The organism is Methylocystis sp. MJC1 (assembly GCF_026427715.1).
Lineage (GTDB): Bacteria > Pseudomonadota > Alphaproteobacteria > Rhizobiales > Beijerinckiaceae > Methylocystis.
On sequence record NZ_CP107558.1, the window covers coordinates 139,440 to 165,794 of the forward strand.

A 26,355-nucleotide genomic window follows, 5' to 3' on the forward strand; every position below is an offset into this window, starting at 1 on the left:
CAAGCCGCGCAGGGAGAGAGAAATGAGACGAGTCGTCGTCACCGGCATGGGCATCGTATCGTCGATCGGCAATACGACGCAGGAAGTGGTCGCCTCTCTGCGCGAGGCGCGCTCCGGCATCGTTCGCGCCGAAAAATACGCGGAGCTGGGCTTCCGTTGTCAGGTCTATGGCCTGCCGACGCTCGATCCCTCGACGATTGTCGATCGCCGCGCCATGCGCTTCCACGCCACGGGCACCGCCTGGAACCACGTCGCCATGGATCAGGCGATCCTCGACTCCGGGCTCACCGAGGCGGATATCTCCAATGAGCGCACCGGCATCATCATGGGCTCAGGCGGCCCTTCGACCCGCACCGTCGTGGAGGCCGCGGACATCACCCGCACCAAAGGCCCCAAGCGCGTCGGCCCCTTCGCCGTGCCGAAATGCATGTCCTCGACGGCCTCCGCCACGCTTGCCACATGGTTTAAGATCAAGGGCGTGAACTATTCGATCTCCTCGGCCTGCGCGACCTCGAACCATTGCATCGGCAACGCCTATGAGATGATCCAATATGGCAAACAGGATGTGATGTTCGCCGGCGGCTGCGAGGAATTGGAGTGGGAGCTCTCCGTCCTCTTCGACGCCATGGGCGCCATGTCTTCCGCCTATAACGACCGCCCGGCGACCGCCTCGCGCGCCTATGACAAGAACCGCGACGGTTTCGTGATCGCCGGCGGCGCTGGCGTGCTGGTGCTGGAGGAATATGAGCGCGCCAAGGCGCGCGGCGCCAAGATCTACGCCGAGATCGCCGGCTATGGCGCAACCTCCGACGGCCACGACATGGTGGCCCCCTCGGGCGAAGGCGCGGTGCGCTGCATGAAACAAGCGCTCGCGACCGTTAAGTGCCCAATCGACTACATCAATCCGCACGCCACCGCGACGCCGGTCGGCGACGCCAAGGAGATCGAGGCGCTGCGCGAAGTCTTCGGCCGCGAGGACAAATGCCCGCCGATCGCCGCCACCAAGTCGCTCACCGGCCATTCGCTCGGCGCGACCGGCGTGCAGGAGTCGATCTATTCGCTGCTGATGATGCAGAACGGCTTTATCTGCGAGAGCGCCAATATCGAGGAGCTCGATCCCGAATTCGCCGATATGCCGATCGTGCGCCAGCGTCGCGACAATGTGAAGCTCGGCGCGGTTCTGTCGAACTCCTTCGGCTTCGGCGGCACCAACGCCACGTTGGTTTTCAAGCATCCCGATGCGTGAGGCGCTTAGCGCCGACTCGCACCCTCGTCATGGCCGGGCTCGTCCCGGCCATCCACGCGCGCAATGACATCCAATCGTGACGAACAGCCTGAATAGAATTTCGACCGGAGCGGTCTTTGGCGAAAACCTCGTTCCGTCCCCGAGTGAGCCGCGCCCCTTGGCGTGGATGGCCGGGACAAGCCCGGCCATGACGGCGATGTTCGGACGTTGCAGCATCGCGCTCGCCGCCGCCCTCTTCCCGTCGGGCGCGAGCGCTTTCGAAGGGCGCTATGTCGCGGGCTCGAATTCCTATTCGCAGGACATCGAGATCAAGAAGAGCAGCGACGACAGCTATAATGTCCGGGCCAGCGTGGCGTCGCAGGCTTGCACGGGTGATTTCGACGGCGCCGGTCCGGTTGCGGGCGACGTTCTCCGGGCGACCGCCGTCATGGAAACAGACAAATGCACGCTGGTCCTCCGCCGCACCAAGAAGGGCGTCAGCGTCGAGGAAGAAAACTGCCTACCATTTCACGGCGTGGCTTGTGATTTTACCGGCGAGTACCGCAAGCGCTAGCGCGCTTCCACGGTTGAGCGATAAGACATCGCCAGTTCGAAAAGCTGGGCCTTTAGGCCTTTCGAGTAGAGAAAGAGTGAGATGACGGTTTCTACCGGTTTGATGCAAGGTAAGCGCGGGCTCGTGATGGGCGTCGCGAACGACCATTCGATTGCTTACGGCATTGCCCGCGTGCTGGCGCGCCATGGCGCCCAGCTCGCCTTCACCTATCAGGGCGAGGCGCTCGGCAAGCGCGTGAAGCCGCTCGCCGAGGAGCTGGGCTCCAATCTCGTCCTGCCTTGCGACGTCGAGGATACCGAGACCGTCGACGCGGTCTTCGCGCGGCTGGAGCAGGAATGGGGCGAGATGGACTTTCTCGTCCACTCCATCGCCTATTCCGACAAGAGCGAGCTGAAGGGCCTTTACGCCGACACCTCGCGCGAGAATTTCATCCGCACCATGGTGATCTCCTGCTTCTCCTTCACGGAAGCGGCGAAGCGCGCGGCCCGTTTGATGAAGAACGGCGGCTCGATGGTGACGGTGAGCTTCGGCGGCGGCACCCATGTCATGCCGAACTACAATGTGATGGGCGTCGCCAAGGCCGCGCTCGACTCCTCCGTGCGCTATCTCGCCGCCGACTACGGCGATCGCGGCATCCGTGTGAACGCGCTGTCGCCCGGGCCGGTGCGCACCATGGCAGGGGCCGGCATCACCGGCGCGCGCGCCATGGGCGCCTTCCAGAAGCAGCATTGCCCCCTGCGGCGAATGATCACGCTCGATGAAATCGGCGGCTCGGCGCTTTATTTCCTATCCGAGCTCTCGGGCGGCGTGACCGGCGAAATCCATCTCGTCGACGCTGGCTACAACATCATGCTGCAGCCGCGCCCGGAGGATTTGAACGGCGGCGAGTAATTTTTGAGGGAGAGGAAAATGAGATTGGCGTTCCTGTCGGTTTTGCTTTTCCTCTCCGCCGGGACGGCGCCGGCTCTGGCGCAGGGCCCCGATGAGACGGTCGGCAAGCGCATCGCGCAGGAAACCTGCGCGTCATGCCACGCCGTGACCGCCGACCCCGACGCCATCAGCCCCGACCCCAAGGCCCCGCGCTTCCTCGACGTCGCCAGAATGCCCTCGACGACGGAGCTGTCGCTGAAGGTGTTTTTGCGCTCCTCGCACCGGAACATGCCGAACTTCATTCTCTCGCGCGAGGAGATGGATTCGGTCACTTGGTATATTTTGGGGCTGAAGAAGAAGTAGGGGCAAGGATTCCGCCTGGGGCGCGATCCCCGTCCCTCCCTCTCAAGGGAGGGAAGCTGAATCCATTAATGCCGAGTTAATCGTCGCTATCCCAGCCGGAACGCCCATCGCAAAATTCGCAGCCTGATAAGTAGCTGTCTTCCAAATCACCTCCGCCAATCTGATATTCGTTGCACCAGCCACAACATGGCGCATCCTCACTAGTGGAAAGACATTCGCTGCAGACAAAAAAGTCCTTATGTTTCACTACGCTGGCGTGACTCATGCAGAAGCCGCAATTGATGGGGGGCGAAAAGTCAGACGGATCAGAGAAATCCGTGCACAATGCATCGGCAAGTTCTTCCGAGTTTACCTCATGGCCGCACTTACATGTTCGGTTGCTTCCATAATCAGCTTCAATCAGAACCTTTGCGCCGCATTCGGCGGGGCATCCAATTGACGCATATCTTTCTAATAGTCCGCAGACACGACAATCTTGTTCGAAGATGAGCTCTGACAATTCCTTAACTTCTGCGGCTTCGTATCCGCATCCAGAGCAGAGCTTAAAGGTAATCCCTTTTTTTCGATCTGCTGCAATTTCACTTGAGACACGATCGAACGCGACGGATAGATAAGAGCGATTTCGTCGCATAAGCATCGCGTCTCTGTAATTTTCACTGCAAACTCTGAAAATTGATCGCTCCACTGCAGGAGAAGATTCTCTAGATAAAACCATCCTAGACACTGCTCCTTAACGATCCCCTCAACTAGTCCTTTGCTATTCTGAGTAGAAGTGGCCTCGTGAAAGAAATGAACCATCTTATTGCGGTGAGCTGCAATTTTTTCAAATTGCTTCGCGGAGGGCATTGGGATGCTCTGCTGACAGACCTTTTCAAGGCGTTTGATTGCCTCGCCTGTGCTAACGGTTTTGCATTTCCCTGAAAGAAAGTCGTTTATGTCGGCATCTGAAACCTTCTCTACGACAAGAGACCAGTGTTCATGCATCAATCTGGCCTTGAGTAGAAGCTCAACAGCAATCGCGAAATGGATAACAGAGTATTTCGGGTGATCGTCAATTTCACCCGCAGAACGTTTTAAGAAGTCAAACGCACTATCTGTAAGAGTCTTTTTGGCTTGCGCGATTTTCTGCTTATGCATTGAGATATACCGACTTGTTTTAGCTGCCAGATTAATGCAGCTCTAATCCTCCGACAGCCGCGTCTTCCCCGGCCCATGCGGCTCCACCACGGCGCCGAAATCATGCGGCTCCTTGCGGGCGCGGCGTAGCGCCGCTTCTAGGAAGCGCGTGACGGCGTCGATGTCTTCCTCATGGGTCCGGTGATTGATGATCGCCGCGCGGATCGCCGGCGCGCCGTCGAGGATCGTCAGCGAAGGCGCCGCCTCGCCGCGTTCGTGCAGCTCCATCACGATCTCGCGGGCGAGCGAGCCGTCGTCGTCGCCCTTCACCCCGAAGCACACAATGTTGAGCGCGACCGGCGCGCGCATCACGAAGCTGTCCGACGTCTCGATCCAGGCTTCCAGTCGCTTCGCCATGCGGCAGCATTGCTCGATACATTGGGCGAGCTTATCGGCGCCGAAGGTCTCGATGGTGATCCAGGTTTTCAGCGCACGAAAGCCGCGCGAGAGATCGGGGCCGAGATCGCAGGGCCAGGTGTCCCCGGCCGCGAGCCCGCGCGGCGCGCGCGAGAGATAGGCCGCGTTGGCCGCGAAGGCGCGCTTATGCGCCTTGGGATCGCGCACCAGGAAGAAGCCCGCGTCATAAGGCACATGCAGCCATTTGTGGAAGTCGAAGGCGACGCTGTCGGCGCGCTCCAGCCCCTTCACCAGCGGCTTCAAAGCCGGTGAGAGCGCCGCCAGCGCCCCGAAGGCGCCATCGACATGAAACCACAAATCCTCCGAATGGGCGACGTCGGCGAGGCGATCGAGCGGATCGATCGCGCCCGTATCCACCGTCCCGGCCGTGCCCACGATGAGGAAGGGCCGGAAGCCCGCCGCGCGATCGGCCGAGATGGCGTGGCGCAGCGCGCTGATCTTCATGCGGCGGTTGTCGTCTGAAGGAATGAGCCGCAGATGCCGCGCGCCGAGCCCGGCAAGCTCCATGGCCTGCCGCACGCAATTGTGCGCCTCGCGCGACGTATAGGCGATGAGCTGGCCGCTCTGAGCGCAGAGCCCGTTGAGCCGCACGTCCTTGTCGCCATAGGCCTGGTCGCGCGCGACGAGGAGCGACAGGAAATTCGCCATGGAGGTGCCGGTGACGAAAATCCCCGAGGCGTCCTCTGGCAGGCCGAAAGCCTGCGCCATCCATTTGGCGATCTGGCGCTCGACGTCGATGGCGATATGATTGCGCCCGCCGCAGTTGGAATTCATGCCAGCGGCGAGCATTTCCGCGATCATGCCGACCGGCGTGCCGGCGCCCTGCACCCAGCCCATGAACATCGGATGGATGTTGCCCGTGGCGAAGGGCTTGATGTAGCGCTCGAAATCTTCGAGCACGGCGGAAAGCGCGCGGCCCTGCGCCGGCAGGTCGCGGTTGAAACGCGCCTTGGCCTCGTCGCTCGGCGGCGTCCAGACGGGCCGGGTGCGCAGGTCGCGCAGATAGTCGATCATGGAATCGAGCGCGCGATGGCTCTCCTCGCGGAAGGCGTCCCAGTCTTGGGGGTCGAGATCGACCGGCTTGGTCATGTCGCGGCGCTCCCGCGCCGGAGCGGCGCAAAGGCGGTCATATGGGGCATGCGCCGCGCGTCTCCCGGCGTTTCAACAGCAAAGCCAAATAGCCGTCTTTGGGCGCCTTGCGCAACCCGGCCTTGTGCGCTGCGGCGGCTCTTTGCGTCAGAGGAACGGCTCGCGGTCATTCCCGACGCTCGCGAAAGCGAGCGATCGGGAATCCAGAGCAGAACCAACGCTCTTGTGGCTCTGGATCCCCGGTCGGGCCGGCGGCCCCCCGGGGATGACAGTCGTCACCTGGCGAAAGTGACGCGGACGGTCCCCACGCCCTCGATCTCGCCGTCGGCCGTGTCGCCCGGCTGCAGCGCGCCGACGCCCGAGGGCGTGCCGGTGAAGATGAGATCGCCCGGCGCCAGCGCGACATAGGTCGAGATCGCCGCAATGATCTGCGGCAGGCTCCAGATCATGTCCGAGAGATCGCTTTGCTGGCGCACAGCGCCATTCACCGAGAGCGCAATGCGCCCGCGCGCCGGATGGCCGATGTCGGACGCCTTGCGGATCGCCCCGATCGGCGCGGAGTTGTCGAAGCCCTTGGACATATCCCAGGGCCGTCCGGCGTTGCGCGCTTGCGTCTGCATATCGCGGCGGGTGAGGTCGATCCCGGCGGCGTAGCCATAGACGCAATCGAGCGCGCGGTCGGGCGCGATGTCGGCGCCGCCGGACTGCAGCGCGGCGACAAGCTCGATCTCGTGGTGCAGGTTCGTCGTCAGACGCGGAAAGGGAATGGTCTCGCCGTCGGCGACAACGGCGTCGGCGGGCTTGGCGAAGAAGAAGGGCGGCTCGGCGCCGGGGTCTTTCCCCATCTCGCGCGCATGGTCGGCGTAGTTCAGCGCGACGCAGAAAATCCGCCGCACCGGAAAGCGCCGCGTCTCGCCGACAACCGCGACGGAAGGGGCGGACGGCGGCGGAAAGACATAGGACATGGGAATTCCTCTATATTGCGTCCTCCGGTTATAGATTGACTTCGCAGGGCGCCGCTATCGTTTCAACCATGAGCTTGACAGGGACCACCATCGCTGACGAGGCGCTGACGCGCGGGCGGATCGGACTCGCCCTCGTGGATGCGCGCCTGTTCGTTCGCCAGCGCCTCGGGCCGCTCAGCGATTGGCTGCCGCCAGTCGGGGCGCCCGTCTGCGGCGCGCCGCTTCTCATCAATATGGAAGAGGCCTTCGCGGCTTTGCGCCGAGAGGGCGGCGAGATTGTCCTGCCCTCGATGCGGGCCGCTTTGGAGGGCCGGCGCGTCACGATCTCGATCGGCTGGAGCGCTGGCGAGGGGGCTTATCTCGTCGTCACGACGCCGGACCATGGGTCGGAGCAGATCGACCGCCTCCTGGCGTCGGATCGGCGCGAGAAGCAGCTCTTGCAGCAGCAGGCCGACGCCGCCGCGGCGCGGCTCAAGATCGCCGACGCGCTTTATCGCGACATCGTCGAATCCTCCGGCAATCTCGTCTTGCGCTTCCGCCCTGATTTGCGGCTTGTTTTCGCGAACCGGGCGACCGCGTCCTTCCTTGGCAGGCCGCAGGACGCGCTGATCGGCGAAGCGCTCGACGATCTATTCCCTTCCCAGGGCGCTCCCTGGCGGCTTCGTCGCGCCGCCGAGGGGCAGTCCTTCAAGATGTCGGCCCGCGACGCGAGGGGCCGCGCGCGATGGCTTTCCTGGGATATTCGCTTTCTCGGGGCGGCGGCCGGCGGCGAGTTTCAGGCCGTGGCGCGCGACGTCACCGCCGAGCGGCGGCTGCGCATCGAGCGCGAGAAGGCGCAAGAGGAGGCGCGCGCGGCGGCGATCGCCCATGAGCGTTTGCGGATCGCCCATGACCTGCACGACACGCTGGTGCGCTCCATCGTCACCATGATCGCCGAGGCGCGGCTGATCGCGAAGAAGACCTCCGACCCAGAGGCAAAAAAAGCCTTGGCCGAGGTCGACGCGCATGCGCGGCAGGGCCTATGGGAAGCGCGCGAGGCCATCGCCCAGATGCGCGAGACGCGGCGCGAGGACGCGGATCTGCGCGCCATCGTTTTGGCGTTCCAGGCGCGCTGGCCGGAGGTCGCCGTTACGCTGGATTTTGCCGCCGAGCGTCCGCTCGCGCCGCAGACCGAGACGCTTTTTGCGGCGATCCTGCGCGAGGCGCTGCGCAATATCGAGCTGCATTCGGGCGCGAAGAATGTGCGCGTCGCCCTGCATGTGAACGACGCGCGAGCGGAGCTCGTCGTCGAGGACGATGGCGCAGGTTTCGACCCCGCGGCGCCGACGCCCGGCCATTTCGGGGTGCTGGGCATGCGCGAGCGGGCAAGCCTTTCGGGCGCGACGCTGGAGGTCGAGAGCGCGCCGGGCGAGGGGGCGCGGCTGAAGCTCTCGGTCTCACTGACCGGCTAGCGGCGTGCGAGCCGATCTCGCTCACCCGCCCGTCATCCGCTCCAGATGCTCCGGATAACGGTCGCCCTGCACGGGAATCTTCGCCGCCGCCGCGTCGATTTCCGCAAGATCGTCGGCCGTCAGCGCCAGTTCCGCCGCCGCGAGGTTTTCCTCCAGGCGCGCGGGCTTCGTCGTGCCGGGGATCGGGATGATCCACGGCCTTTGCGCGAGGAGCCAGGCGAGGGCGATCTGCGCCGGCGTGGCCTGTTTGCGCGCGGCGACCGCGCGGATCAGTTCGATGAGCGCCTGGTTCGCCTGCAGCGCCTCGGCCTCGAAACGCGGCAATCCGCTGCGCATATCCTTCGCGTCGAAGGTCGTGCGCGCGTCCATCTGGCCCGTGAGGAAGCCGCGCCCGAGCGGGCTGTAGGCGACGAGGCTGATCTCCAGCTCCTCCAGGGTCGGGATGATCTCCGCCTCCGGTTGTCGCCACCAGAGCGAATATTCGTTCTGCAGCGCCGTCACCGGCTGCACGGCATGCGCGCGGCGGATCGTCTGGGCGTTCGCCTCCGACAGGCCGAAATGCCGGACCTTGCCCTGCGCGATGAGGTCTTTCACCGCCCCGGCCACTTCCTCGATCGGCACGTTGGGGTCGACGCGATGCTGGTAGAGAAGATCGATCGTCTCGATCTTCAGCCGTTTGAGCGACGCCTCGACGACCTCCCTTATGTGTTCGGGGCGGCTGTCGAGACCGGTCCAGGGCCATTTGCCATTGGGGTCGACGGCGAAGCCGAATTTCGTCGCGATCACGAGATCCGCGTGCAGCTCCGACAACGCGTCGCCGACAAGCTCCTCATTTGCGAAAGGGCCATAGACCTCGGCGGTGTCGAAGAAATTCACGCCACGCTCGACCGCCGCGCGCAGCAGCGCGATCATCTCGCGCTTGTCTTTGGGCGCGCCATAGGCGCCGGTCATTCCCATGCAGCCGAGCCCGATGGCCGAGACTTCCAGGCCGCTCGCGCCTAATTTGCGCTTTTGCATGTCTGCCCTCCTGAAATGAAGTGATACGAGATGTCATTCCCGACGCTCGCTTGAGCGAGCGATCGGGAATCCAGAGCAAAACCAGCGCTCTTGTGGCTCTGGATCCCCGGTCGGGCCGTCGGCCCGCCGGGAATGACAGAGACCCGATGCGCGCTGTTCACGACAAGAATCCGCGCGCTACGCTTTCAACGACACCATGTCGATGACGAAGCGATATTTCACGTCGCTTTTGAGCATGCGCTCGTACGCCGCGTTGATGTCCTGCATCTTGATCACTTCGACATCCGAGACGACGCCATGCGTCGCGCAGAAGTCGAACAGCTCCTGCGTCTCCGCCATGCCGCCGATGAGCGAGCCTGCGACAGACTTGCGGCCCATGATCAAGGGAATCGTGTCGAGCGCGGGTTCGAGCCCGCCGAGATAGCCGACGAGCACGAGCGTCCCGTCGATGGCGAGCGTCGGCAGATAGGGATTGAGATCGTGAATGGAGGGCACGGTGTCGATGACGAGATCGAACTTGCCCTTGGCGCCCGCCATATGCGCTTCGTCGGTCGAAAGAATGATCTCGTCGGCGCCGAGTCGCTTGGCGTCCTCGCTCTTGCCGGGCGAACGGGTGAACAAAGCGACCTGCGCGCCGAGCGCCTTGGCGAGCTTGATCGCCATATGCCCGAGCCCGCCCAGGCCGATGACTGCGACTTTGCTTCCCGGGCCGACCTTCCAGTGGCGCAGCGGCGAATAGGTCGTGATCCCCGCGCACAGCAGCGGCGCCGCGCCCGCGAGGTCGATTCCGTCGGGGATCTTCACCACGAAGCGCTCTTTGACGACGATGCGGTCGGAGTAGCCGCCCTGCGTCGGCTGCCCGTTCTTGTCGAGCGCATTGTAGGTGAAAGTCGGGAAGCAATTGCAGAATTGCTCCTGTCCCTGCTCGCAAGGCTCGCAGGTGAGGCACGAGTCGACCATGCAGCCGACGCCCGCATGGTCGCCGATCTTGAAGCGCGTGACCTGCGGCCCGACCGCCACGACGCGCCCGATGATCTCGTGACCGGGCACCATCGGATAGATCGAATTGTTCCAGTCGTTGCGCGCCTGATGCAGGTCGGAGTGGCAGACACCGCAGTACAGAATTTCGATTGTCACGTCGTCGGCGAGCGGGTCGCGCCGCTCGAAGTGGAACGGAACGAGCGGCGAGGTCGCCGAATGCGCGGCATAGCCGAAAGCTTTGATCGTCATTTGCGGGTCTTCTCCAAGGGCGCGGGCGGGGACGCTTCTGCGTCGGAGATAACACCTGGACCGTCGCCTCATTAGGGAGCTATATCCGCATGCGCTTATGAATAGGGTTCATGAATGTTCCGGCAGAACGCCCATGATCTTTTCGGCTTCGTCGCCGTCGCCTCGGAGCGCAGCTTTACGCGAGCGGCCGCAAAGCTCGGCGTCTCGCAATCGGCGCTGAGCCATGGCGTGCGCGGGCTGGAGGAGCGCCTGGGCGTGCGGCTGCTCTCGCGCACGACGCGCAGCGTGGCGCTGACGGCGGCCGGCGAGCGCCTGCTCGAAGCCCTGGGGCCGCGTTTCGACGAGATCAATCTTGAGCTCGCGGGCCTGAGCGACTTGCGCGACAAACCCGCCGGCGCGATCCGCATCACTGCGGGCGGGCATGCCGCTGAAACGATCCTGTGGCCGGCGCTCGCCAAGCTTGTCGCCGATTATCCCGACATCAAGGTCGAGATCGTCGTCGATGAGGCGCTGACCGACATCGTCGCGGAGCGTTTCGACGCTGGCGTCCGCTTCGGCGAGCAGGTGGCCAAGGACATGATCGCGGTGCGCATCGGGCCGGACGCACGCATGGCGGTCGTCGGCGCGCCGTCCTATTTCGCGCGGCGCAAGCGTCCGAAAAGCCCGCAGGAGCTGACCGAGCACATCTGCATCAATCTGCGCCTGCCGACCTATGGCGGTTTCTACGCCTGGGAGTTCGAGAAGGGCGGGCGCGAGGTGAAGGCGCGCGTCGACGGCCAGCTCGCCTTCAACAGTCTGCGGCTGATCCTCGACGCCGCGCGCGCGGGCTACGGATTGGCCTATCTCCCCGAAGATATGGTCGAGGCGCCGCTTGCGCGAGGCGAGCTCATCCGGGTCCTCGCCGATTGGCTCCCGCCCTTTCCGGGCTATCACCTCTATTACCCGAGCCGGCGCCAGCCCACGCCGGCTTTCGCCTTGGTGGTCGAGGCGCTGCGTTACCATGGCGGTTAGGAAAAATCGGCGTGGGCGCCTTCCGATTTGTCTGAGGGCTTCCTCTTAATCGAATGCCGGCCGGCGAAGTTTCTCTCGAAATCAAAATGCTGGAATGAATTTTTCGCCAGAATTCGCTTTGAAGAGCGATGCTGCGCTGCGCAATTACATTTTTGTCGTTATGTGCTTTTAAGGAGGCGTAACTGCATTTTTTTTCATCAGGAGCGCTTTGATGACCGCGTTTACGTTCGAATATTCTCGAGAAGGCGAGACACCGCTGCTCGCCGAGAAAATCGAGATTTCGGACAGCGCGGCGATCTGGCGCCATGTCGAGGCGTTGGCTTTGCGCTTTGGACGGAGCCCCGGCGCCCTCATCCGGGTGCGCGACGAGCGCGGGCAGGTCGTGGTGCGGGCCGGCGTCGCCACTGCTCTCGCGGCGATCGAGCAATGTCCCTGCAGCTGTTGCGAGCTGAAAGAAACCGCGCGGGGCGAGAAAAAAGCTGGTGATTTACGGCTCTCGTCCTGCACCAACTCGGGCGTCTGCCCTTGCAAGGCGCAATCGGCGGCGAAAAACTAATCGAAATCGGCGGGATCGAAGCTTCTGAAGGTCGCGCAGAATTCGCAGGTGACGCCGATGCGCCCGTCGTCGCCGACCATGTCGGCGCGCTCCTGCGGCGTGAAGCTCTTCAGCAGCCGTTCGATGCGCTCCGACGAGCAGCGGCAGAACTCTTCCAGCGCGCGCTCGTTGAAGACCTTCACGCCACGCTCGTGGAACAGCCGATAGAGCAGCCGCTCGCCAGAGAGCGACGGGTCGACAAGCTCGTGGTCTTCGAGCGTCCCGGCGAGGGCCTGACCCTCCGTCCAGGCGTCGTCCTGCTCCTCGATGGCGATTTCGCCATCGTCGGGAGCGTCGCCCGGGGCCAGATCCTGCACGCGCGCGCCGGCGACCGGCAGATATTGCAGCAATAATCCGCCCGCCCGCCAACTGCGGCCCTGGGGCGTCACCACTTCCGCGACGGCCAGGCGCACGAAAGACGGGATCTGCTCGGACTGGCGGAAATAGGTGTGCGCCGCCTCGGCCAGGCTCTCGCCCTCTAACGGCACAACGCCCTGATAGCGCGCGGCGTCTTCCTCGCGCTCGATCGTCAAAGCCAGATGGCCGCGCCCGAGCAGCGCCGCCGGCGCGGGGTCGGCGATCTCGCTCAGGCGTGCGGCATCGAAACGGGCGAAGCCACGCAGCTTGCCCGGCGCGTCATAGTCGACGACCAGCATATCCACCGGGCCGTCGCTGCGCGTCTGGAGCTGGAAGCGGCCATGCGACTCCAGGATCGAGCCGAGCAGGGCCGCAAGCGCGACGGCTTCGCCAAGCAGGCGCGCGACCTGCGGGGGATATTCATAGTGGTTGAGGATCGCGTCGACCGTCGGCCCGAGCCGCACGAGCCGCCCGCGCAGATCGAGCGCCTCGACGGCGAAAGGCGTCACGCGATCATCGCGCGCCTCTTTCGAAACCGCACGGCTCGGCGCCTCCTGCATCAATAAATTCCCGGCGCGAGGCACCAGGCGAGGACGCCCTTCTGGGCGTGGAGGCGGTTCTCGGCCTCGTCGAAAACCACCGATTGCGGTCCGTCCATGACCTCATCGGTCACTTCCTCGCCGCGATGGGCCGGCAGACAATGCATGAAGATCGCGTCCTTGGCGGCGGCGCGCATGAGTTTGGCGTCGACCTGATATGGCGCGAGAACCCGGCGACGGAAGTCCTCATCCTCATCGCCCATGGAGACCCAGCAATCGGTAATGACCGCCTGCGCGCCGGCGACGGCGGCGTGAGGGTCGGCCATGACGTTCATGGCGCAGCCGTTGGCCTTGGCCCAATCGAGGAGGGCTTGCGGCGGCGCGAGCTCGGGAGGGGTCGCGACATTGATCGTGAAACCGAAGCGCGCGGCGGCGTGCACCCAGCTCGCCAGCACATTGTTCGAGTCGCCGACCCAGGCGACCGTGCTTCCGTCGATGCGGCCGAGGCGCTCCTCAAAGGTCAGCAGATCGGCCATGATCTGGCAGGGATGCGAGAGCTTGGTCAGCCCGTTGATGACCGGCACGGTGGCGTGGCGGGCAAGCTCGGTCAAATCCTCGTGCGACAAAATGCGGATCATCACCGCGTCGACAAAGCGCGATAGAACGCGCGCCGTATCGGCGATGGTTTCGCCGCGGCCGAGCTGCATCTCGCCGCCGGTGAGCATGATCGTCTCGCCGCCGAGATCGCGCATGGCGATATCGAAAGAGACGCGCGTGCGGGTCGACGGCTTGTCGAAAACCATCGCCAGATATTTGCCGGCGAGCGGGCGCTCTGCGGGAGGCATGCCCTTCACGCGCTTGGCTTTGAGGGTTTTGGCAAGCTCGAGGATCTGGCGCAGCTCTTGGCCGGGAAGATCGCAGATATCCAGAAAATGACGCGGCCGCGTCATGGTGTGCGCGGTCATCATACCGCCCCCAATTGCTCGGCTTTCGCGGCGAAATGCGCGCAGGCCCGATCGAGGCGCTGAAATGCCTCCGATATGTGGCTCTCGTCGATAATGAGCGGCGGGAGCAGGCGAACGACATTATCCCCGGCGATTGGAAGGAGGAGCTCTTCCGTGCGCGCTGCGGCGGCGAATTCCCCATTGGGAACGCGCGTCTTGATGCCGAACATCAGCCCTTCGCCGCGAATGGCTTCGATCACGCGTGGATGGCGGTCGTGCAGCTCCGCGAGACGCTGGCGGAGATGGCCGCCCAACGCGGCGACGCGCGCGAGGAAGCCCTCGGCGAGAACGACGTCCAGCACGGCGCCGCCCACTGCGGTGGCGAGCGGATTGCCGCCGAAGGTCGAGCCATGCGTGCCTAGCGTCATGCCTTTGGCCGCCTCTCGCGTGGCGAGGCAAGCGCCGAGCGGGAAACCGCCGCCGAGACCCTTGGCCAGCGCGACGATATCTGGCGTGACGCCGGAGTGCTCGCAGGCCAGGAATTTTCCGGTGCGGCCGACGCCGCATTGAACTTCGTCCAGCACGAGCAGCAGGCCGCGCTCATCGCACAAAGTGCGAAGCTTTCGCAGGAATTCATGCGGGAAGACGCGCAGACCGCCCTCGCCCTGCACGGGTTCGAGCAGCACGCCCGCGGTTTCCTCGGTGATGGCGGCTTCGACAGCGGCGAGATCATCGAAGGGGACCTGGTCGAAGCCGTCGAGCGGCGGACCGAAGCCTTCGAGATATTTCGGATTGCCGCCGGCGGCGATGGTCGCGAGCGTGCGTCCGTGAAAGGCGCCCTCGAAGGTAATGAGGCGGTAGCGCTCCGGCTGGCCATTCGCCGCATGATATTTGCGGGCGGTTTTGATGGCGCATTCCACGGCTTCGGCGCCAGAATTCACGAAGAACACCGTGTCGGCGAAGGTCGCCGCTACGAGACGCTCGGCAAGCGCTTCGGCCTGGGGAATGCGGAAGAGATTGGAGACGTGCCACGGCTTTTCGGCGGCGGCCTTGAGGGTCTCGACAAGATGCGGATGCTCATGGCCGAGCGACAGCACCGCCACGCCCGAAGCAAAATCGAGATAGCGGTCGCCGTTTTCTGTAAAGAGCCATGCGCCTTCGCCCCGAGAAAAGGCGATGTCGGCTCGCGCATAAGTCGGATAGAGCGCAGAAGTCAAAATCATGCTCCAAGCCAACAGATCCGCCGCTTTGGCGGTTGGGCCAAAAAACAAAGCGCCGCCCTTTCGGGGCGGCATTTTGAGAAGTCGATTTTATGCGGGCGCGCTGTTTCGGTCAAATCCTAACGTCGTGGCCAACTTGGCGGCCGCGCCGAGACGCCTTTCATTTGACGTTTGGCAGGCGGTGAGTCGCCACGGCAACACTGTCGGGGAAATGCGCTCAGAAAGGCTGTGTAGAACGCCCCGTCCTGCTTGCCAGCGACTCTTGCCCGTGATTCAAAGGTTTTGTTAAGTTTTTCTCGCCGGGTCGGTCGCGTTGTTTCCGCCTGGCGCTTCTCGAGTTTCGGTGCGCGCGACGTCGCCGCTGGTTGGGTCCAGCGCAGCGAGAGTTGGTGGATTCTGTCCGGTTGCGCGCTCGAACCGGCCGCTTGGAGGTCAAAATGTCTTGGACCGATGAACGCGTCGACCTGTTGCGTAAGCTTTGGAGCGACGGTCTCAGCGCGAGTCAGGTGGCTGCCGAACTTGGCCCCGGCATCACGCGCAATGCGGTGATCGGCAAGATCCACCGTCTTGGCCTCGCCGAACGGGCGAAGACGGCCAATGCGCCGCGTCCGCGCGCCGCCAAGGCGGCCCCTCGGCAGGCGGCGGTTTCCGCCCCCGCCGCATCTGCGCCTCGCGTCGGTGGACACGCCGTGCTCGGTAATGTCGCGCTTGCGTTTACACCCGAGACGGTCGTGGTTGCGCGCGTGACGCCGAATGAGGAGGTCGTCATCCCGATGTCGGAGCGCGTGACGCTGATGGAGCTGCGCGAGTCCATGTGCCGTTGGCCGATGGGCGATCCGACGACGCCGGACTTCCGCTTCTGCGGCGGCAAGTCGCCGATCGGCGGCGGCCCTTACTGCGCGCATCACGCCCGTATCGCCTATCAGCCGGCGCAGGATCGCCGTCGCGCCCGCGAGCAGCTCAGAGCGCCGCGCTACGCTTAAATGAAATCGGCCGCGGGGGTAACGCGGCCGAAGGTCAGTCTCGACCAAAGGTCTCGTCGAAAGAATAGCCGGAGCCGCGCACAGTGCGGATCGGGTCTTTTTCCCGGCCGCGGATGAGCGCCTTGCGAAGCCGTCCGACATGCACGTCCACCGTGCGCTCGTCGATCTCCGCCGACATGCCCCAGACGCTGTCGAGGAGCTGGGCGCGCGTGAAAACGCGGCCGGGCTTCTCCATGAAATATTCGAGCAGCCGGAACTCGGTCGGGCCCAGGTGGATTTCCCGGCCCGAGCGGCGCACGCGACGCGTCTCGCGGTCGAGGTCGATATCGCCCAGCGTCAGCTTTGAGGCGACGCGCTCCGGCCGGGCGCGACGCAGCAAAGCGCGCACGCGCGCCATCAGCTCCGGGGTCGAGAAGGGCTTGACCACATAGTCGTCGGCGCCGACCGAAAGCCCGCGCACGCGCTCGGCCTCCTCGCCGCGCGCGGTCAGCATGATGATCGGCATGTCGCGGGCGGTGTCGCGCGCGCGCAGGCGGCGGCAGATTTCGAGGCCCGAGACGCCGGGCAGCATCCAGTCGAGCAGCATCAGGTCCGGCGGCGATTCCGCGATGCGCAGCTCCGCTTCGTCGCCATTATCGACGTGCTCGACCTGATAGCCTTCCGCCTCCAGATTATAAACCAGCAGCGTCGCCAGCGGGATCTCGTCCTCGACGACGAGAATCCTGGGGGCGCGGTCGCTCTTGCCGTCCCGGGTGATGGTCGGCGCGGTCGTCGTCTCACTCATGCGATGCTTCGCTCTCTGCGCTCAAAACGCCCGACCGTGCTTTGGGGCGCTCGAGCGGCATGGATTCGCCTGTCACGAGATAGACGATGGTCTCGGCGATATTGGTCGTGTGGTCGCCGATGCGTTCGAGGTTCTTCGAGCAGAACAGAAGATGCGTGCAGAACGAGATGTTGCGCGGATCTTCCATCATGAAGGTGAGAAGATCGCGAAACACCGAGTCTTCCAGCGCGTCGAGATCGGCGTCGTTCATCCAGACGGTGCGGGCGCGTTCTTCGTCACGCAGCGCATAGGCGTCGAGCGCGTCCTTAAGCTGCGTCGCCGCGATTTCATGCATCGACTTCAAGCCGACGATGGCGCGGGGCAAACGGGCCTCGGAGGCGATCTTCAGGGTGCGCTTGGCGATATTCTTGGCGAGGTCGCCGATCCGCTCGATGTCGCCGGAGATGCGGATTGCGGCGATGCATTCGCGTAGATCGACCGCCAGCGGCTGCCGGCGGGCGATGGTCATCACGGCGTTTTCCTCGATCTCGCGCTGGAGCGCGTCGAGCCGCGCGTCGCTTGCGACGACCTGCTTTGCGAGCTCGAGGTCGAGGTTGGACAATGCGTCCATCGCCTCGGCGAGCATTTTCTCCGCAACGCCGCCCATCTCGGAGATGCGACGTCCCAGCGCCTCGAGATCGCGGTCATAGGACTTGACGGTATGGTCAGTCATCGCTCGTTCCTTAAATGGGATTCAGCCGAAGCGGCCGGTGATGTAGTCCTGCGTGCGCTTTTCTCTCGGCCGGTTGAAGACGTCGTCGGTGTCGGCGAATTCGATGAGCTCGCCCAGATACATGAAAGCGGTGTAGTCGGAGACGCGCACCGCCTGCTGCATATTATGGGTCACGATCGCGATCGTGTATTGCGAGGAAAGCTCCTCGATCAGCTCTTCGACCTTCGCCGTCGAGATCGGGTCGAGAGCGGAGCAGGGCTCGTCGAAGAGCATGACCTCGGGCTGCACGGCGACGCTGCGGGCGATGCATAGGCGTTGCTGCTGGCCGCCGGAAAGGCCGAGCCCGCTCGCCTGCAGCTTGTCCTTCACCTCGTCCCAGAGCGCCGCGCCGCGCAAAGCCTCTTCGACGCGGATGTCCATATCGGCGCGCGACAATTTCTCGTAGAGGCGGATGCCGAAAGCGACGTTCTCATAGATCGACATGGGGAAGGGCGTCGGCTTTTGGAAGATCATGCCGACGCGGGCGCGCAGGGCGTTGAGGTCGATCGCCGGATCGAGGATGTTCTCGCCGTCGAGCAGCACCTCGCCTTCGGCGCGCTGACCCGGATACAGGTCGTACATGCGGTTGAGCACGCGCAGCAGGGTGGACTTGCCGCAGCCCGACGGGCCAATGAAGGCCGTCACCTTATGGCTGTGCAGCGGCAGCGAGACGGATTTGAGCGCGCGCGTCGAACCGTAATAGAAATCGAGGCTGCGCACCGAGATCTTGGTGGCGGACTGGTTCACCTGAGCGAGGGCGTTCATTTCGATTTTCTCCGGCCGGCGCTCAGCGCGCGGGCAGTGATCGACAGGGCGAGAACGGCGAGGGTGATCAACAGGGCGCCCGTCCAGGCGAGCTGCTGCCAATCTTTGTAGGGCGACAAGGCGAACTGGAAGATGACGACCGGCAAGCTCGCCATCGGCGCGTTGAGGTCGGTGCTCCAGAATTGGTTGTTGAGCGCCGTGAAGAGCAGCGGCGCGGTTTCGCCCGAGACGCGCGCCACAGCGAGCAGAATGCCCGTGACGAGTCCGGCCTTGGCGGCGCGATAGGCCACCTTGCCGATGACGAGCGCGCGCGGCGCGCCGAGCGCGGCGGCGGCTTCGCGCATCGAGCCGGGCACGAGCAGCAGCATGTCTTCGGTCGTGCGCAGGACGACCGGGACGACGAGCAGGGCGAGGGCGACGGCGCCGGAGATGCCGGAGAAATGCCCCATGGGCCCGACGAGCAGCGTGTAGACGAAAAGGCCGATGACGATCGACGGCGCGCTCAGCAGGATGTCGTTGATGAAGCGCACGACGGCGGTCAGCTTCGAATAGCGGCCGTATTCCGCCATATAGGTGCCGGCCAGCATGCCGAGCGGCGCGCCGATGGCGACGCCGATCACGGTCATCACGAGCGAGCCGGCGATGGCGTTCACGAGGCCGCCTTGGCTGCCGGGCGGCGGCGTCGTTTGGGTGAAGACGGCGGGCGAAAGGCCGCGAAGGCCTTCATAGAGAAGCGCAACGAGGATCAGCAACAGCCAGGTCAGGCCGAAGATCGCGGCGCCCCAGGCGAGGGTCGTCGCCAGTGAATTGCGCCGGCGGCGGGTGGCGTAGAGCGACATGGCGCGGGCTCCTTAAGCCGACTTCCGCTCGATGCGCATCAGCATGTAACGCGCGATCGCCAGAACGATGAAGGTGATGACGAAGAGGATCAGGCCGAGCTCGATGAGGGCCGATGTGTAAACATCGCCGACGGCCTCGGTGAATTCATTGGCGATGGTCGCCGAGATGGTCGTGCCGGGCGCGAATAGCGAGGGCGAGATTTTATGCGCATTGCCGATGACGAAGGTGACCGCCATCGTTTCGCCCAGCGCGCGGCCGAGACCCAGCATGATGCCGCCGATGACCCCGACGCGCGTGTAGGGCAGAACCACATAGCGCATCAATTCCCATGTCGTGCAGCCAACGCCGATCGCCGCTTCCTTGAGGACCGGCGGAACGGTTTCGAAGACGTCGCGCGAGATGGAGGCGATGAAGGGCAGCACCATGATGGCGAGAATGAAGCCGGCGGTCAGCATGCCGATGCCATAAGGCGGGCCGGCGAAGATCGAGGACAGCACGGGCACGTCGCCGAAGAGCGAGATCAAGCCGGGCTGCACATGGGTCTGAATGAAAGGCGCGAAGACGAAGAGGCCCCAGATGCCGTAGATGATCGACGGGATGCCGGCCAGAAGCTCGATGGCGACGCCGATCGGCCGGCGCAACGCATGCGGGCAGAGCTCGGTCAGGAAAGTCGCAATGCCGATGCCGACCGGGACGGCGATGAGCATGGCGACGAGCGAGGTCACGATCGTGCCGAAGATCGCCGGCAAGGCGCCGAAATTCTCGGTGACGGGGTTCCACGCCTGCGAGATCAGGAAACCGGGGCCAAAGGCCTTGATCGCCGGCAGAGAGCCGTGAACCAGCGAGACGATGACGCCGCTGAGAATGACCAGGACGATGACCGCGGCGGCGCGCGTCACCTGGAAAAAGATTCGGTCTAGCAACGCAATGCTTGAAAGCGCTTTTGTGCGGTCGACGACCGCTGGACGAGGCACAGCGCTCTCCATTGCTAGCTCCGACATATTGCCCTCTCCATTCGATCCACGCCGCGTGGGTTCGGTCGTCGTCATGAGATGCTCCTGAGACGCCGGCTCTCTCGAACCGGCGTCCTGGTCGCTAGCGGCTCTTTCCTTGAGCCGCCGTTAATGCGCGCCGCAAAAGCGCCGCGCCTCAGTGCTGCGCGAGCGGCTTTCCGTCCGCGCCCTTCACATTCGCCCAGCTCTTCTTGATGAGCTCGACGACGGGCTTCGGCATCGGGATGTAATCGAGCTCTTCCGCCGCCTTGCCGCCATTGGCGAAGGCCCAGCCGAAGAACTTCAGGGCTTCGCCCGTCGCAGCCTCATCCTTCGAGTCCTTCGGGAGAAGGATGAAGGTCGCCGCCGAGATCGGCCAGGACTTGGCGCCCGGCGAGTTGGTGATGATCTGGTAGAAGCCCGGGGCCTTCGCCCAATCCGCATTGGCGGCGGCCGCCTGGAAGCTGTCGACGCCCGGCGCGACAACCTTGTTCGCGGCGTTGATCATCTTGGTGTGGGTCAGCTTGTTCTGCTTGGCGTAGGCATATTCGACATAGCCGATCGCGCCCTTGGTGTTGGCGACGTTGTTGGCCACGCCTTCATTGCCCTTGGCGCCGATGCCGGCCGGCCATTCGACCGCCGAATTCTCGCCGACCTTGGACTTCCACTCCTCGGAGATCTTGGAGAGATAGTTGGTGAAGTTGAAGGTCGTGCCCGATCCGTCCGAACGATGGACGACGACGATCGCGGTCGAGGCGAGCTTGGCCTTCGGATTGAGCTTCTTGATCGCGGCGTCATCCCAGCTCGTGATCTGGCCGAGATAGATCTTCGCGACGGTCGGGCCGTCGAGGACGAGCTCGCCCGGCGTGACGCCGTCGAGATTGACGACCGGCACGATGCCGCCGATGACCTGCGGCCACTGAATGAGATTGGCGGCGTCGAGGTCTTCCGGCTTCAGCGGCTGGTCGGAGGCGCCGAAGGTCACGGTGCGGGCCTTGATCTGCTTGATGCCGCCGCCGGAGCCGATCGACTGATAGTTGAGGCCGTTGCCGGTCTCTTTCTTATAGGTCTCCGCCCATTTGGCGTAGATCGGATAAGGGAAGGTCGCGCCCGCGCCGGAAATATCCAGCGCGAGGGCCGGGCTGACCATGGCGGCGCCGGCCATGGTCGCGAGCGCCATCGTCGCGACGGCGGCGCGCTTTAAGAACTTGGAGATCATTCGAGGATCGCTTTCAGCTCGAGAATATATACACGAGAGGCGCGGGGCGCCTGTCACGCCCTAGTCCTTTAGCGACCAGGCAAGAGAGTTTTGTGATAGTTTTGTTACAGTTTCATGACGTTGGAAGGTCGCATAAATTCAGTTTTTTAATTTCATTTCCACTGGGTCTGATCTGTAGCAGGCAGCGTCACTCTGAAAAGCGATCCCTCTCCCAGGGCGGACTCTATGCCGAGCCGGCCGCGATGGCGCAGCACGATATGTTTGACGATCGCGAGGCCGAGCCCCGTGCCGCCCTTGGCGCGGCTCTTGCCGGCGTCGACGCGGTAGAAGCGTTCGGTCAAACGCGGAATATGCTCCTGCGCCACGCCGGGGCCGTGATCGCGCACCGAGAAAACGGCGGTCACGCCTCTGCGCGCCAGCGAAATTTCGACTGGCTTGGGGCTGTTTTCGCTGTGGCCGTATTTCAGCGCGTTCTCGATGAGATTCTCGGCGATCCGCGCGAGTTCGTCGCGGTCGCCGGGGACGATGACGTTTGGTTCGAGATCCAGCGCCAGGGGGATGTCGCTCTCTTCCGCCATCGGCGTCAGCGTGTCGACGATATGCGCGACGAGCATGGTGAAGTCGACCGCTTCCGCCGGGCGCACATGCATGTGCTGCTCGATGCGCGAGAGCGAGAGAAGATCGTCGACGAGGCGCGCCATGCGCTGCGCCTGCTCGCGCATGATGCTCAGGAATTTATCGCGCGCCGCCGGATCGTTTTTTGCCGGCCCCTGCAGCGTTTCGACGAAACCCAGAAGAGAGGCGAGCGGCGTGCGCAATTCGTGGCTGGCGTTGGCCACGAAATCGACGCGCATGCGCTCGATCCGGTGCGCTTCGGTCAGGTCGCGCAAGCTGATCATCGCGACGGTCTCGTGGCCGGGAAAGCGGATGGGCGCGATATGGGCCTCGAACCAGCGTTCGAGCGGGAGGCGCTCCACCCACGAGGCCTTTTCGGCGTTTCCGCCGGAGAGCACGCGCATCGCGGCGTCCAGCATGTCCGGCGAACGCAGGCTGCGCGACAATGGCTCGCCGATGCGCAATGCCGGCGCAAGGATGCGGGCGGCGGCGTTGAAGGCCAGCGCGTGGGTTTCCGCGTCGATGACGAAGACGGGCTCTGGAAGCGCGTCGATCACCGGGCCGAGCATGTCTTCAGCGGGCCATTTAAGATGCGCCATATGAAAATCGCTTCCCGCTGAAACCTCAGCTTCGTTCCTCAATGATGCGCGCGACCGCATCACGCAAGGCGCTCCAGCGGCGCGCGCCCTCGTCGGCGCCGAGCATGGCGAGCGCGACGATGAAGGGCAGGAAATAATAGACGACGCGGAAAAGAAGTAGCGAGGCGAGAATGCTTTCCTGCGAGGCGCCCGGCAGCGCATGCAGCATCGTCGCCTCGAAGACGCCGATGCCGCCCGGCGCATGGCTGACGACGCCGAGAATGCAGGCGAGGACATAGACGGCGAGGAAAGCCGTATAATCGAGGTCGACGCCTGCCGGCAGCAACATGTAGAGCACGGCCGAGGCGGCGCAGAGATCGGCGACGCCGACCGCGAGCTGCTCGACCGTCGATCCCACGCCCGGCATTTCCAGCACATGGCCGCGCAGGCGAATGCGCCGGGGCTCCAGCGCCACCCAGGCGCCATAGCCGGCGACAGTCGCAAGGATGAAGACTCCGGCCGCGACATGCAACGCCGTCGGCAGACGATCGACCGCGGCCAGCGATCCGGCCGCCTTCACCAGCGTGAAGCCGACGACCGCCGTCATGCCGAGCCAGAAGGTGACGCCGGTGATTACCGTGAGATTGGCGACCTGCAGCGCGGTCATTCCCACGCGCGAATAAATCCAGTAGCGCACGGCGGCGCCGGTGACGATCGGAAAGCCGAGATTGAAGGAGATGGCGTAGCTCGCGAAGGAGGCGAGCGCCGTCACGCGATAGGGCGAACAGTGGCGGATCTGGCGAAGCGCCGAGACGTCATAGCCCGTGAGCGCGAAATAAGAGAGGACCGTGAAGAAAAGGGCGGCGAGAATCTGGCCGCCGCTCGTCGCCGTCAACGCCTCGACGACGTCGGCGAAGCGGACATGCGAAAGGGTGTTCGTGAGGATGTAGGCGGCGACCCCGAAGAGCGCGAGGCTGGCGAGAACGCCGAGGATGTGGCTCGCCCCATGGGGAAGGCGATCCTGCAGCGTCTCGAAAAAATTCTTGCGCCGGATGACGACCGGCAGGCCGGAGTGAGACGAAATGGCGAGATCCTCGTCTTGTTGCATCTACCGCTCGTTGGAAGTGGGGCCGGTTCGCCACGCGAGCGCCGGCCAAAGACTTCGTCCTGAAAAGATGACGTCAGAATGACGGGCAACCGCCTTTTAGCTTGGCGCCCGCGCCGGCTGAGTCAAGACAGGCCATGCACGAACCAGCGGGGATTATCGGTCTCTCGCCCGTAAAGCCCCTCGCGGAAGAGCCAGAACAATTGGCCGTTTTTATCCTGTGCGTGGAAATAATCCCGGGTAAATTGCTGCGGCGCATCGTCCCACCAGGGCGCCGCGATGCGCTCCGGCCCCTCGAAAGCGACGATTTCACGCAAGACCCGCCGCCAACGGAATTTGAGCGGCGGGCCGTCGGGAAAGAGCGCGATGGCCTCGATAGGCTCCGGACGCTCGAAAAGCCGCAGCGGCCGCATCGCGCTTTCCGCGCATTTTTCAGTGTGGGGCCGAGGCGCGCCGAAGGCGGCCGGGACGGCGGCGATGGCGAATTCCGGCAGATGCGCGGCCTCCGGGTGCAGCCGCAGCACGCGGCGCAGGCCGAGCCGCGCGCCGAGCCGGTCGAGAAGATCGCCGAGGTCTTCGTCGGTTTCGCCGCCGCGCGGCGGGGCGACGAAGGCCGTCTGCGGCGGCACCGCACTTTCTACTTCGGTCGCCGACAGTTGCAGCACGTCGAAGCCATAGCCGGTGTCGAGCCCCTCCTCCGCGACCGCTGAAAGACGCTCGGCCAGGAGGGCTGCAAGGCGGGCTGGATCGCGCAGCGGTCGGCTGGTTCCGGCCGTGATGCGTTTCACCGCGCCGTCGACCCGGTAGAAAACCGCCTCCAGCCGCCGCGCGCCGACGCCGGCGCGTTCGAGCATGGGGCAGAGATCGCTGGCGAGGCGCGTCAGCGTCGCCGCGAGATCCTCCTGCCGGGTCAACCCGTCGGGAAAGCGCCGCTCGGCGATGAAGGCCGGCGCCTCGAAGCGCGGCGTGATCGGGTCGCGGATGCGGCAGGTGAGCGCGTCGAGCCGCGTCAGCGCCTGGGCGCCAAAACGCGCGGCAAGGGGCGCGCGGGGCCGCTCGAGGAGATCGCCGATGCTGCGCAGACCGGCGCGGCGCATGCCGGCGAGGGCTTCCCCCTCGAGCACCAGCGCGTCGATCGGGAAAGACGCAGCGAGACGGTCGAGCTCTTCCTGCCGCGCCTGCGCGGCGACGAGACGGGTGTTGGAGAAGCGCGCCAGCGCCCGGGCGAGGGCCGGCCCTGGCGCGATCGCGGCACGGGCGGCGAAGCCCAAAGCGCGCAGCCGGCTTTCGACGTCGTCGAGAAGCGCCGCCTCGCCGCCGAAAAGATGCGCGGCGCCCGTCACGTCGAGCAGCAGGCCGTCGGGCGGATCGGGCGCGGCGAGCGGGGTGAAGCGGCGGCCCCAGTCGGCGAGCCCCGCGACGAGCGCGGCGTCGGCTTTCGGGTCGGCCTCGGCAAGCGCCAGCGCGGGGCAGCGGGCGCGGGCGTCGGCGACCGCCATGCCGGGCGCGAGGCCGCGCTTTTGCGCCCGCGCGTCGACGGCGGTGAGCCGTTCCGCCCCCTTCACGCGGGCGTAGAGGGCGAAGGCCTCAGGCGCGGCGCCGCGACGGCGCCGCAACAGGCGGTCGGTCGCGAGCCTCGGCAGGAAGACGCTCAGGAAACGCATGACGAAACGCTACTCTTTCAGGATCGAAGGCGATGTCGCGCCATTGCGCCGGGTCGATCTCGCCCGGCGCGCCGAGAAGGCCGGCGCGCGCCTTCAGGACCCGCAGCCGCCACAGGAAGGGCGCGAGAGGAGAAAGCGGCGGGCGCGCCGAGGCGAGCGGCGCCGGCTGGGCGCTGCGATTGGCGGCGATCTCGACTCGCAATTCCGCGGCGCTGGAGACGCGCCCGGCCGGCGTCCCCTGCGGCGCAAGAACGCCCAACGCGCCGCCGCGCCTTGCGGCGAGCAGCAGGCGCCGCGAGGCGGCGAGGTCATAGAGGCGGGCGTCGAGAAAAACCTCGGTGACGACCGCCGCGCAGGCCGGGCTTTTCAACGCCTCCTCCATGGCCCAGAGCGCCTCGCGCGGTCGGCGGACCTTGATGAGCGCGACGCGGGAAAGATCGACGCCCGCCGCCATGAGGCCGCGCCCATAAGGCAGGCCGAATTCGCGCGCGCTCATATCCTCGATGATGAAGACGAGCGCGCCGCCTGCGCGCGCCGCCTGCGCCCGCAGCGCCATGGCGAGGGCGAAAGCGGCCGCAGCGGGCGCGTCCGGCGGGCGGGCGGAGAAGATCTCGCTCAGGCCGCCGCGGCCGGTGGCGAAAAGCGGCGAGAGAAAATCATCGCCGTCATTGCGAGGAGCGTCAGCGACGAAGCAATCCAGAGCCACATCACTGTCCTGGATTGCTTCGCTTCGCTCGCAATGACGGGCGCGATCCTGCGTCAGGGGCGCGCGCGCCGCCGTTGCGTCGCGCGCCTCGATGGCGGCGATGCGACGGCGCAAAAAGAGAATGCGTTCCGAAACGCCGCTTTGCGACATCGGTCCTAAAGCCCAGATCTGGAGAGAGCGCCCCTCGGCGCGTGTTCGATATTTGTTCTCGTGTGGGAAAGAGTCAAGCCGGATTCAGAGAGCGCTATTTTCATGCGACTTGGCAGCTTGTCGGAAAAGCGACATTGGCGATGGGCATTCCACGCCAGCC

The 26,355-nt window shown here is 64.8% G+C and carries 26 protein-coding genes; 8 read left to right on the top strand and 18 right to left on the bottom strand.

Going from position 1 to position 26,355, the window contains the following annotated elements; genetic code table 11:
- The first annotated feature begins 22 nt into the window (after window positions 1–22).
- The 4 genes from fabB to OGR47_RS00690 all read left to right on the top strand — a co-directional run bounded on the left by fabB (window position 23) and on the right by OGR47_RS00690 (window position 3,032).
- Entirely contained in the window at window positions 23–1,246 is a 1,224-nt protein-coding gene (fabB, locus tag OGR47_RS00675) for a beta-ketoacyl-ACP synthase I (RefSeq protein ID WP_165049730.1), read from the top strand.
- Between the two features lie 187 nt (window positions 1,247–1,433).
- Entirely contained in the window at window positions 1,434–1,799 is a 366-nt protein-coding gene (locus OGR47_RS00680; protein ID WP_165049732.1) for a hypothetical protein, read from the top strand.
- 81 nt (window positions 1,800–1,880) lie between these two features.
- Entirely contained in the window at window positions 1,881–2,690 is an 810-nt protein-coding gene (gene fabI / locus OGR47_RS00685) for an enoyl-ACP reductase FabI (protein ID WP_165049734.1), read from the top strand.
- Between the two features lie 18 nt (window positions 2,691–2,708).
- Complete coding sequence (locus tag OGR47_RS00690) at window positions 2,709–3,032, top strand: c-type cytochrome (protein ID WP_165049736.1); 324 nt, start codon at window positions 2,709–2,711, stop codon at window positions 3,030–3,032.
- A gap of 450 nt (window positions 3,033–3,482) precedes the next feature.
- Here the strand turns inward: OGR47_RS00690 and OGR47_RS00695 are convergent, their stop codons facing one another.
- The 3 genes from OGR47_RS00695 to OGR47_RS00705 form a co-directional block, all read right to left on the bottom strand.
- Complete coding sequence (locus OGR47_RS00695; RefSeq protein WP_165049738.1) at window positions 3,483–4,169, bottom strand: hypothetical protein; 687 nt, start codon at window positions 4,167–4,169, stop codon at window positions 3,483–3,485.
- Window positions 4,170–4,211: 42 nt separating this feature from the next.
- Complete coding sequence (locus OGR47_RS00700) at window positions 4,212–5,714, bottom strand: pyridoxal phosphate-dependent decarboxylase family protein (RefSeq protein ID WP_165049740.1); 1,503 nt, start codon at window positions 5,712–5,714, stop codon at window positions 4,212–4,214.
- 275 nt (window positions 5,715–5,989) lie between these two features.
- Window positions 5,990–6,679 carry a fumarylacetoacetate hydrolase family protein gene (locus OGR47_RS00705; RefSeq protein WP_206527399.1) on the bottom strand — a complete coding sequence of 230 codons (690 nt, stop codon included), beginning with the start codon at window positions 6,677–6,679 and terminating at the stop codon, window positions 5,990–5,992.
- 68 nt (window positions 6,680–6,747) lie between these two features.
- Here OGR47_RS00705 and OGR47_RS00710 point away from each other — a divergent pair, with 68 nt between their 5' ends.
- Entirely contained in the window at window positions 6,748–8,130 is a 1,383-nt protein-coding gene (locus tag OGR47_RS00710; RefSeq protein WP_165049742.1) for a histidine kinase, read from the top strand.
- A gap of 21 nt (window positions 8,131–8,151) precedes the next feature.
- Here the strand turns inward: OGR47_RS00710 and OGR47_RS00715 are convergent, their stop codons facing one another.
- Together OGR47_RS00715 and OGR47_RS00720 are read right to left on the bottom strand one after the other, a co-directional pair.
- Window positions 8,152–9,147 carry an aldo/keto reductase gene (locus OGR47_RS00715; RefSeq protein ID WP_165049744.1) on the bottom strand — a complete coding sequence of 332 codons (996 nt, stop codon included), beginning with the start codon at window positions 9,145–9,147 and terminating at the stop codon, window positions 8,152–8,154.
- Window positions 9,148–9,324: 177 nt separating this feature from the next.
- Window positions 9,325–10,377 (bottom strand): NAD(P)-dependent alcohol dehydrogenase, encoded by a 1,053-nt coding sequence (locus OGR47_RS00720; RefSeq protein WP_165049746.1) that lies wholly within the window; start codon window positions 10,375–10,377, stop codon window positions 9,325–9,327.
- Between the two features lie 114 nt (window positions 10,378–10,491).
- Between OGR47_RS00720 and OGR47_RS00725 the strand changes: the two genes are divergently transcribed.
- A complete protein-coding gene (locus tag OGR47_RS00725; protein ID WP_165049748.1) occupies window positions 10,492–11,388 on the top strand; it encodes a LysR family transcriptional regulator in 897 nt (298 codons plus the stop codon).
- Window positions 11,389–11,599: 211 nt separating this feature from the next.
- Window positions 11,600–11,944 (top strand): hypothetical protein, encoded by a 345-nt coding sequence (locus tag OGR47_RS00730; protein WP_165049750.1) that lies wholly within the window; start codon window positions 11,600–11,602, stop codon window positions 11,942–11,944.
- Here OGR47_RS00730 and OGR47_RS00735 read toward each other — a convergent pair.
- Genes OGR47_RS00735 through OGR47_RS00745 form a run of 3 tightly spaced genes read right to left on the bottom strand, consistent with a single transcriptional unit; the run spans window position 11,941 to window position 15,040 of the window.
- Window positions 11,941–12,900: an Hsp33 family molecular chaperone gene (locus OGR47_RS00735; protein WP_165049752.1), complete on the bottom strand. Its 960-nt coding sequence runs from the start codon at window positions 12,898–12,900 to the stop codon at window positions 11,941–11,943. The genes OGR47_RS00730 and OGR47_RS00735 overlap by 4 nt on opposite strands.
- A complete protein-coding gene (argF, locus tag OGR47_RS00740; RefSeq protein ID WP_165049866.1) occupies window positions 12,900–13,844 on the bottom strand; it encodes an ornithine carbamoyltransferase in 945 nt (314 codons plus the stop codon). Before argF ends, OGR47_RS00735 begins: the two co-directional genes overlap by 1 nt.
- Window positions 13,844–15,040: an aspartate aminotransferase family protein gene (locus OGR47_RS00745; protein ID WP_165049869.1), complete on the bottom strand. Its 1,197-nt coding sequence runs from the start codon at window positions 15,038–15,040 to the stop codon at window positions 13,844–13,846. Before OGR47_RS00745 ends, argF begins: the two co-directional genes overlap by 1 nt.
- Window positions 15,041–15,480: 440 nt before the next feature.
- On the opposite strand from OGR47_RS00745, the gene OGR47_RS00750 reads away from it, so the two are divergent.
- On the top strand, window positions 15,481–16,026 hold the full coding sequence (locus OGR47_RS00750; protein ID WP_165049755.1) for a GcrA family cell cycle regulator: 546 nt from the start codon (window positions 15,481–15,483) through the stop codon (window positions 16,024–16,026).
- Between the two features lie 34 nt (window positions 16,027–16,060).
- On the opposite strand, the gene phoB is transcribed toward OGR47_RS00750, so the two are convergent.
- From phoB to OGR47_RS00800, 10 genes are all read right to left on the bottom strand, one after another.
- Window positions 16,061–16,810: a phosphate regulon transcriptional regulator PhoB gene (gene phoB, locus OGR47_RS00755; protein ID WP_165049757.1), complete on the bottom strand. Its 750-nt coding sequence runs from the start codon at window positions 16,808–16,810 to the stop codon at window positions 16,061–16,063.
- Complete coding sequence (gene phoU / locus OGR47_RS00760; RefSeq protein WP_165049759.1) at window positions 16,803–17,522, bottom strand: phosphate signaling complex protein PhoU; 720 nt, start codon at window positions 17,520–17,522, stop codon at window positions 16,803–16,805. The genes phoB and phoU overlap by 8 nt, the downstream gene beginning before the upstream one ends.
- 21 nt (window positions 17,523–17,543) lie before the next feature.
- Entirely contained in the window at window positions 17,544–18,326 is a 783-nt protein-coding gene (pstB, locus tag OGR47_RS00765; RefSeq protein ID WP_165049761.1) for a phosphate ABC transporter ATP-binding protein PstB, read from the bottom strand.
- Window positions 18,323–19,165, bottom strand: coding sequence for a phosphate ABC transporter permease PstA (gene pstA, locus OGR47_RS00770; RefSeq protein ID WP_165049763.1), 843 nt, complete (start codon window positions 19,163–19,165; stop codon window positions 18,323–18,325). The genes pstB and pstA overlap by 4 nt, the downstream gene beginning before the upstream one ends.
- Before the next feature lie 12 nt (window positions 19,166–19,177).
- On the bottom strand, window positions 19,178–20,167 hold the full coding sequence (gene pstC / locus OGR47_RS00775) for a phosphate ABC transporter permease subunit PstC (RefSeq protein WP_165049872.1): 990 nt from the start codon (window positions 20,165–20,167) through the stop codon (window positions 19,178–19,180).
- 148 nt (window positions 20,168–20,315) lie between these two features.
- Window positions 20,316–21,377, bottom strand: a complete 1,062-nt coding sequence (gene pstS, locus OGR47_RS00780; RefSeq protein WP_165049766.1) for a phosphate ABC transporter substrate-binding protein PstS — start codon at window positions 21,375–21,377, stop codon at window positions 20,316–20,318.
- A 152-nt stretch (window positions 21,378–21,529) separates the two neighbouring features.
- Complete coding sequence (locus tag OGR47_RS00785) at window positions 21,530–22,591, bottom strand: ATP-binding protein (RefSeq protein ID WP_165049768.1); 1,062 nt, start codon at window positions 22,589–22,591, stop codon at window positions 21,530–21,532.
- Window positions 22,592–22,616: 25 nt separating this feature from the next.
- Window positions 22,617–23,678 carry a lysylphosphatidylglycerol synthase domain-containing protein gene (locus OGR47_RS00790; protein WP_165049770.1) on the bottom strand — a complete coding sequence of 354 codons (1,062 nt, stop codon included), beginning with the start codon at window positions 23,676–23,678 and terminating at the stop codon, window positions 22,617–22,619.
- Window positions 23,679–23,800: 122 nt separating this feature from the next.
- Window positions 23,801–25,339, bottom strand: coding sequence for a Y-family DNA polymerase (locus OGR47_RS00795; RefSeq protein ID WP_165049772.1), 1,539 nt, complete (start codon window positions 25,337–25,339; stop codon window positions 23,801–23,803).
- Window positions 25,263–26,195 carry a hypothetical protein gene (locus tag OGR47_RS00800; protein ID WP_165049774.1) on the bottom strand — a complete coding sequence of 311 codons (933 nt, stop codon included), beginning with the start codon at window positions 26,193–26,195 and terminating at the stop codon, window positions 25,263–25,265. The genes OGR47_RS00795 and OGR47_RS00800 overlap by 77 nt, the downstream gene beginning before the upstream one ends.
- Window positions 26,196–26,355 lie beyond the last annotated feature (160 nt).

Excerpts from the sequence above, each read along its gene's own strand:
- pstC (WP_165049872.1), bottom strand. The coding sequence starts at position 20,167 with ATGTCGGAGCTAGCAATGGAGAGCGCTGTGCCTCGTCCAGCGGTCGTC.
- phoU (WP_165049759.1), bottom strand. The coding sequence starts at position 17,522 with ATGACTGACCATACCGTCAAGTCCTATGACCGCGATCTCGAGGCGCTG.
- OGR47_RS00730 (WP_165049750.1), top strand. The coding sequence starts at position 11,600 with ATGACCGCGTTTACGTTCGAATATTCTCGAGAAGGCGAGACACCGCTG.
- phoB (WP_165049757.1), bottom strand. The coding sequence starts at position 16,810 with ATGAGTGAGACGACGACCGCGCCGACCATCACCCGGGACGGCAAGAGC.
- OGR47_RS00720 (WP_165049746.1), bottom strand. The coding sequence starts at position 10,377 with ATGACGATCAAAGCTTTCGGCTATGCCGCGCATTCGGCGACCTCGCCG.
- fabB (WP_165049730.1), top strand. The coding sequence starts at position 23 with ATGAGACGAGTCGTCGTCACCGGCATGGGCATCGTATCGTCGATCGGC.
- OGR47_RS00785 (WP_165049768.1), bottom strand. The coding sequence starts at position 22,591 with ATGGCGCATCTTAAATGGCCCGCTGAAGACATGCTCGGCCCGGTGATC.
- pstS (WP_165049766.1), bottom strand. The coding sequence starts at position 21,377 with ATGATCTCCAAGTTCTTAAAGCGCGCCGCCGTCGCGACGATGGCGCTC.
- pstB (WP_165049761.1), bottom strand. The coding sequence starts at position 18,326 with ATGAACGCCCTCGCTCAGGTGAACCAGTCCGCCACCAAGATCTCGGTG.
- OGR47_RS00715 (WP_165049744.1), bottom strand. The coding sequence starts at position 9,147 with ATGCAAAAGCGCAAATTAGGCGCGAGCGGCCTGGAAGTCTCGGCCATC.
- OGR47_RS00705 (WP_206527399.1), bottom strand. The coding sequence starts at position 6,679 with ATGTCCTATGTCTTTCCGCCGCCGTCCGCCCCTTCCGTCGCGGTTGTC.
- OGR47_RS00700 (WP_165049740.1), bottom strand. The coding sequence starts at position 5,714 with ATGACCAAGCCGGTCGATCTCGACCCCCAAGACTGGGACGCCTTCCGC.
- OGR47_RS00790 (WP_165049770.1), bottom strand. The coding sequence starts at position 23,678 with ATGCAACAAGACGAGGATCTCGCCATTTCGTCTCACTCCGGCCTGCCG.
- OGR47_RS00800 (WP_165049774.1), bottom strand. The coding sequence starts at position 26,195 with ATGTCGCAAAGCGGCGTTTCGGAACGCATTCTCTTTTTGCGCCGTCGC.
- OGR47_RS00710 (WP_165049742.1), top strand. The coding sequence starts at position 6,748 with ATGAGCTTGACAGGGACCACCATCGCTGACGAGGCGCTGACGCGCGGG.
- OGR47_RS00690 (WP_165049736.1), top strand. The coding sequence starts at position 2,709 with ATGAGATTGGCGTTCCTGTCGGTTTTGCTTTTCCTCTCCGCCGGGACG.
- OGR47_RS00750 (WP_165049755.1), top strand. The coding sequence starts at position 15,481 with ATGTCTTGGACCGATGAACGCGTCGACCTGTTGCGTAAGCTTTGGAGC.
- OGR47_RS00725 (WP_165049748.1), top strand. The coding sequence starts at position 10,492 with ATGTTCCGGCAGAACGCCCATGATCTTTTCGGCTTCGTCGCCGTCGCC.
- OGR47_RS00680 (WP_165049732.1), top strand. The coding sequence starts at position 1,434 with ATGACGGCGATGTTCGGACGTTGCAGCATCGCGCTCGCCGCCGCCCTC.
- pstA (WP_165049763.1), bottom strand. The coding sequence starts at position 19,165 with ATGTCGCTCTACGCCACCCGCCGCCGGCGCAATTCACTGGCGACGACC.
- fabI (WP_165049734.1), top strand. The coding sequence starts at position 1,881 with ATGACGGTTTCTACCGGTTTGATGCAAGGTAAGCGCGGGCTCGTGATG.
- OGR47_RS00795 (WP_165049772.1), bottom strand. The coding sequence starts at position 25,339 with ATGCGTTTCCTGAGCGTCTTCCTGCCGAGGCTCGCGACCGACCGCCTG.
- OGR47_RS00735 (WP_165049752.1), bottom strand. The coding sequence starts at position 12,900 with ATGCAGGAGGCGCCGAGCCGTGCGGTTTCGAAAGAGGCGCGCGATGAT.
- argF (WP_165049866.1), bottom strand. The coding sequence starts at position 13,844 with ATGACCGCGCACACCATGACGCGGCCGCGTCATTTTCTGGATATCTGC.
- OGR47_RS00695 (WP_165049738.1), bottom strand. The coding sequence starts at position 4,169 with ATGCATAAGCAGAAAATCGCGCAAGCCAAAAAGACTCTTACAGATAGT.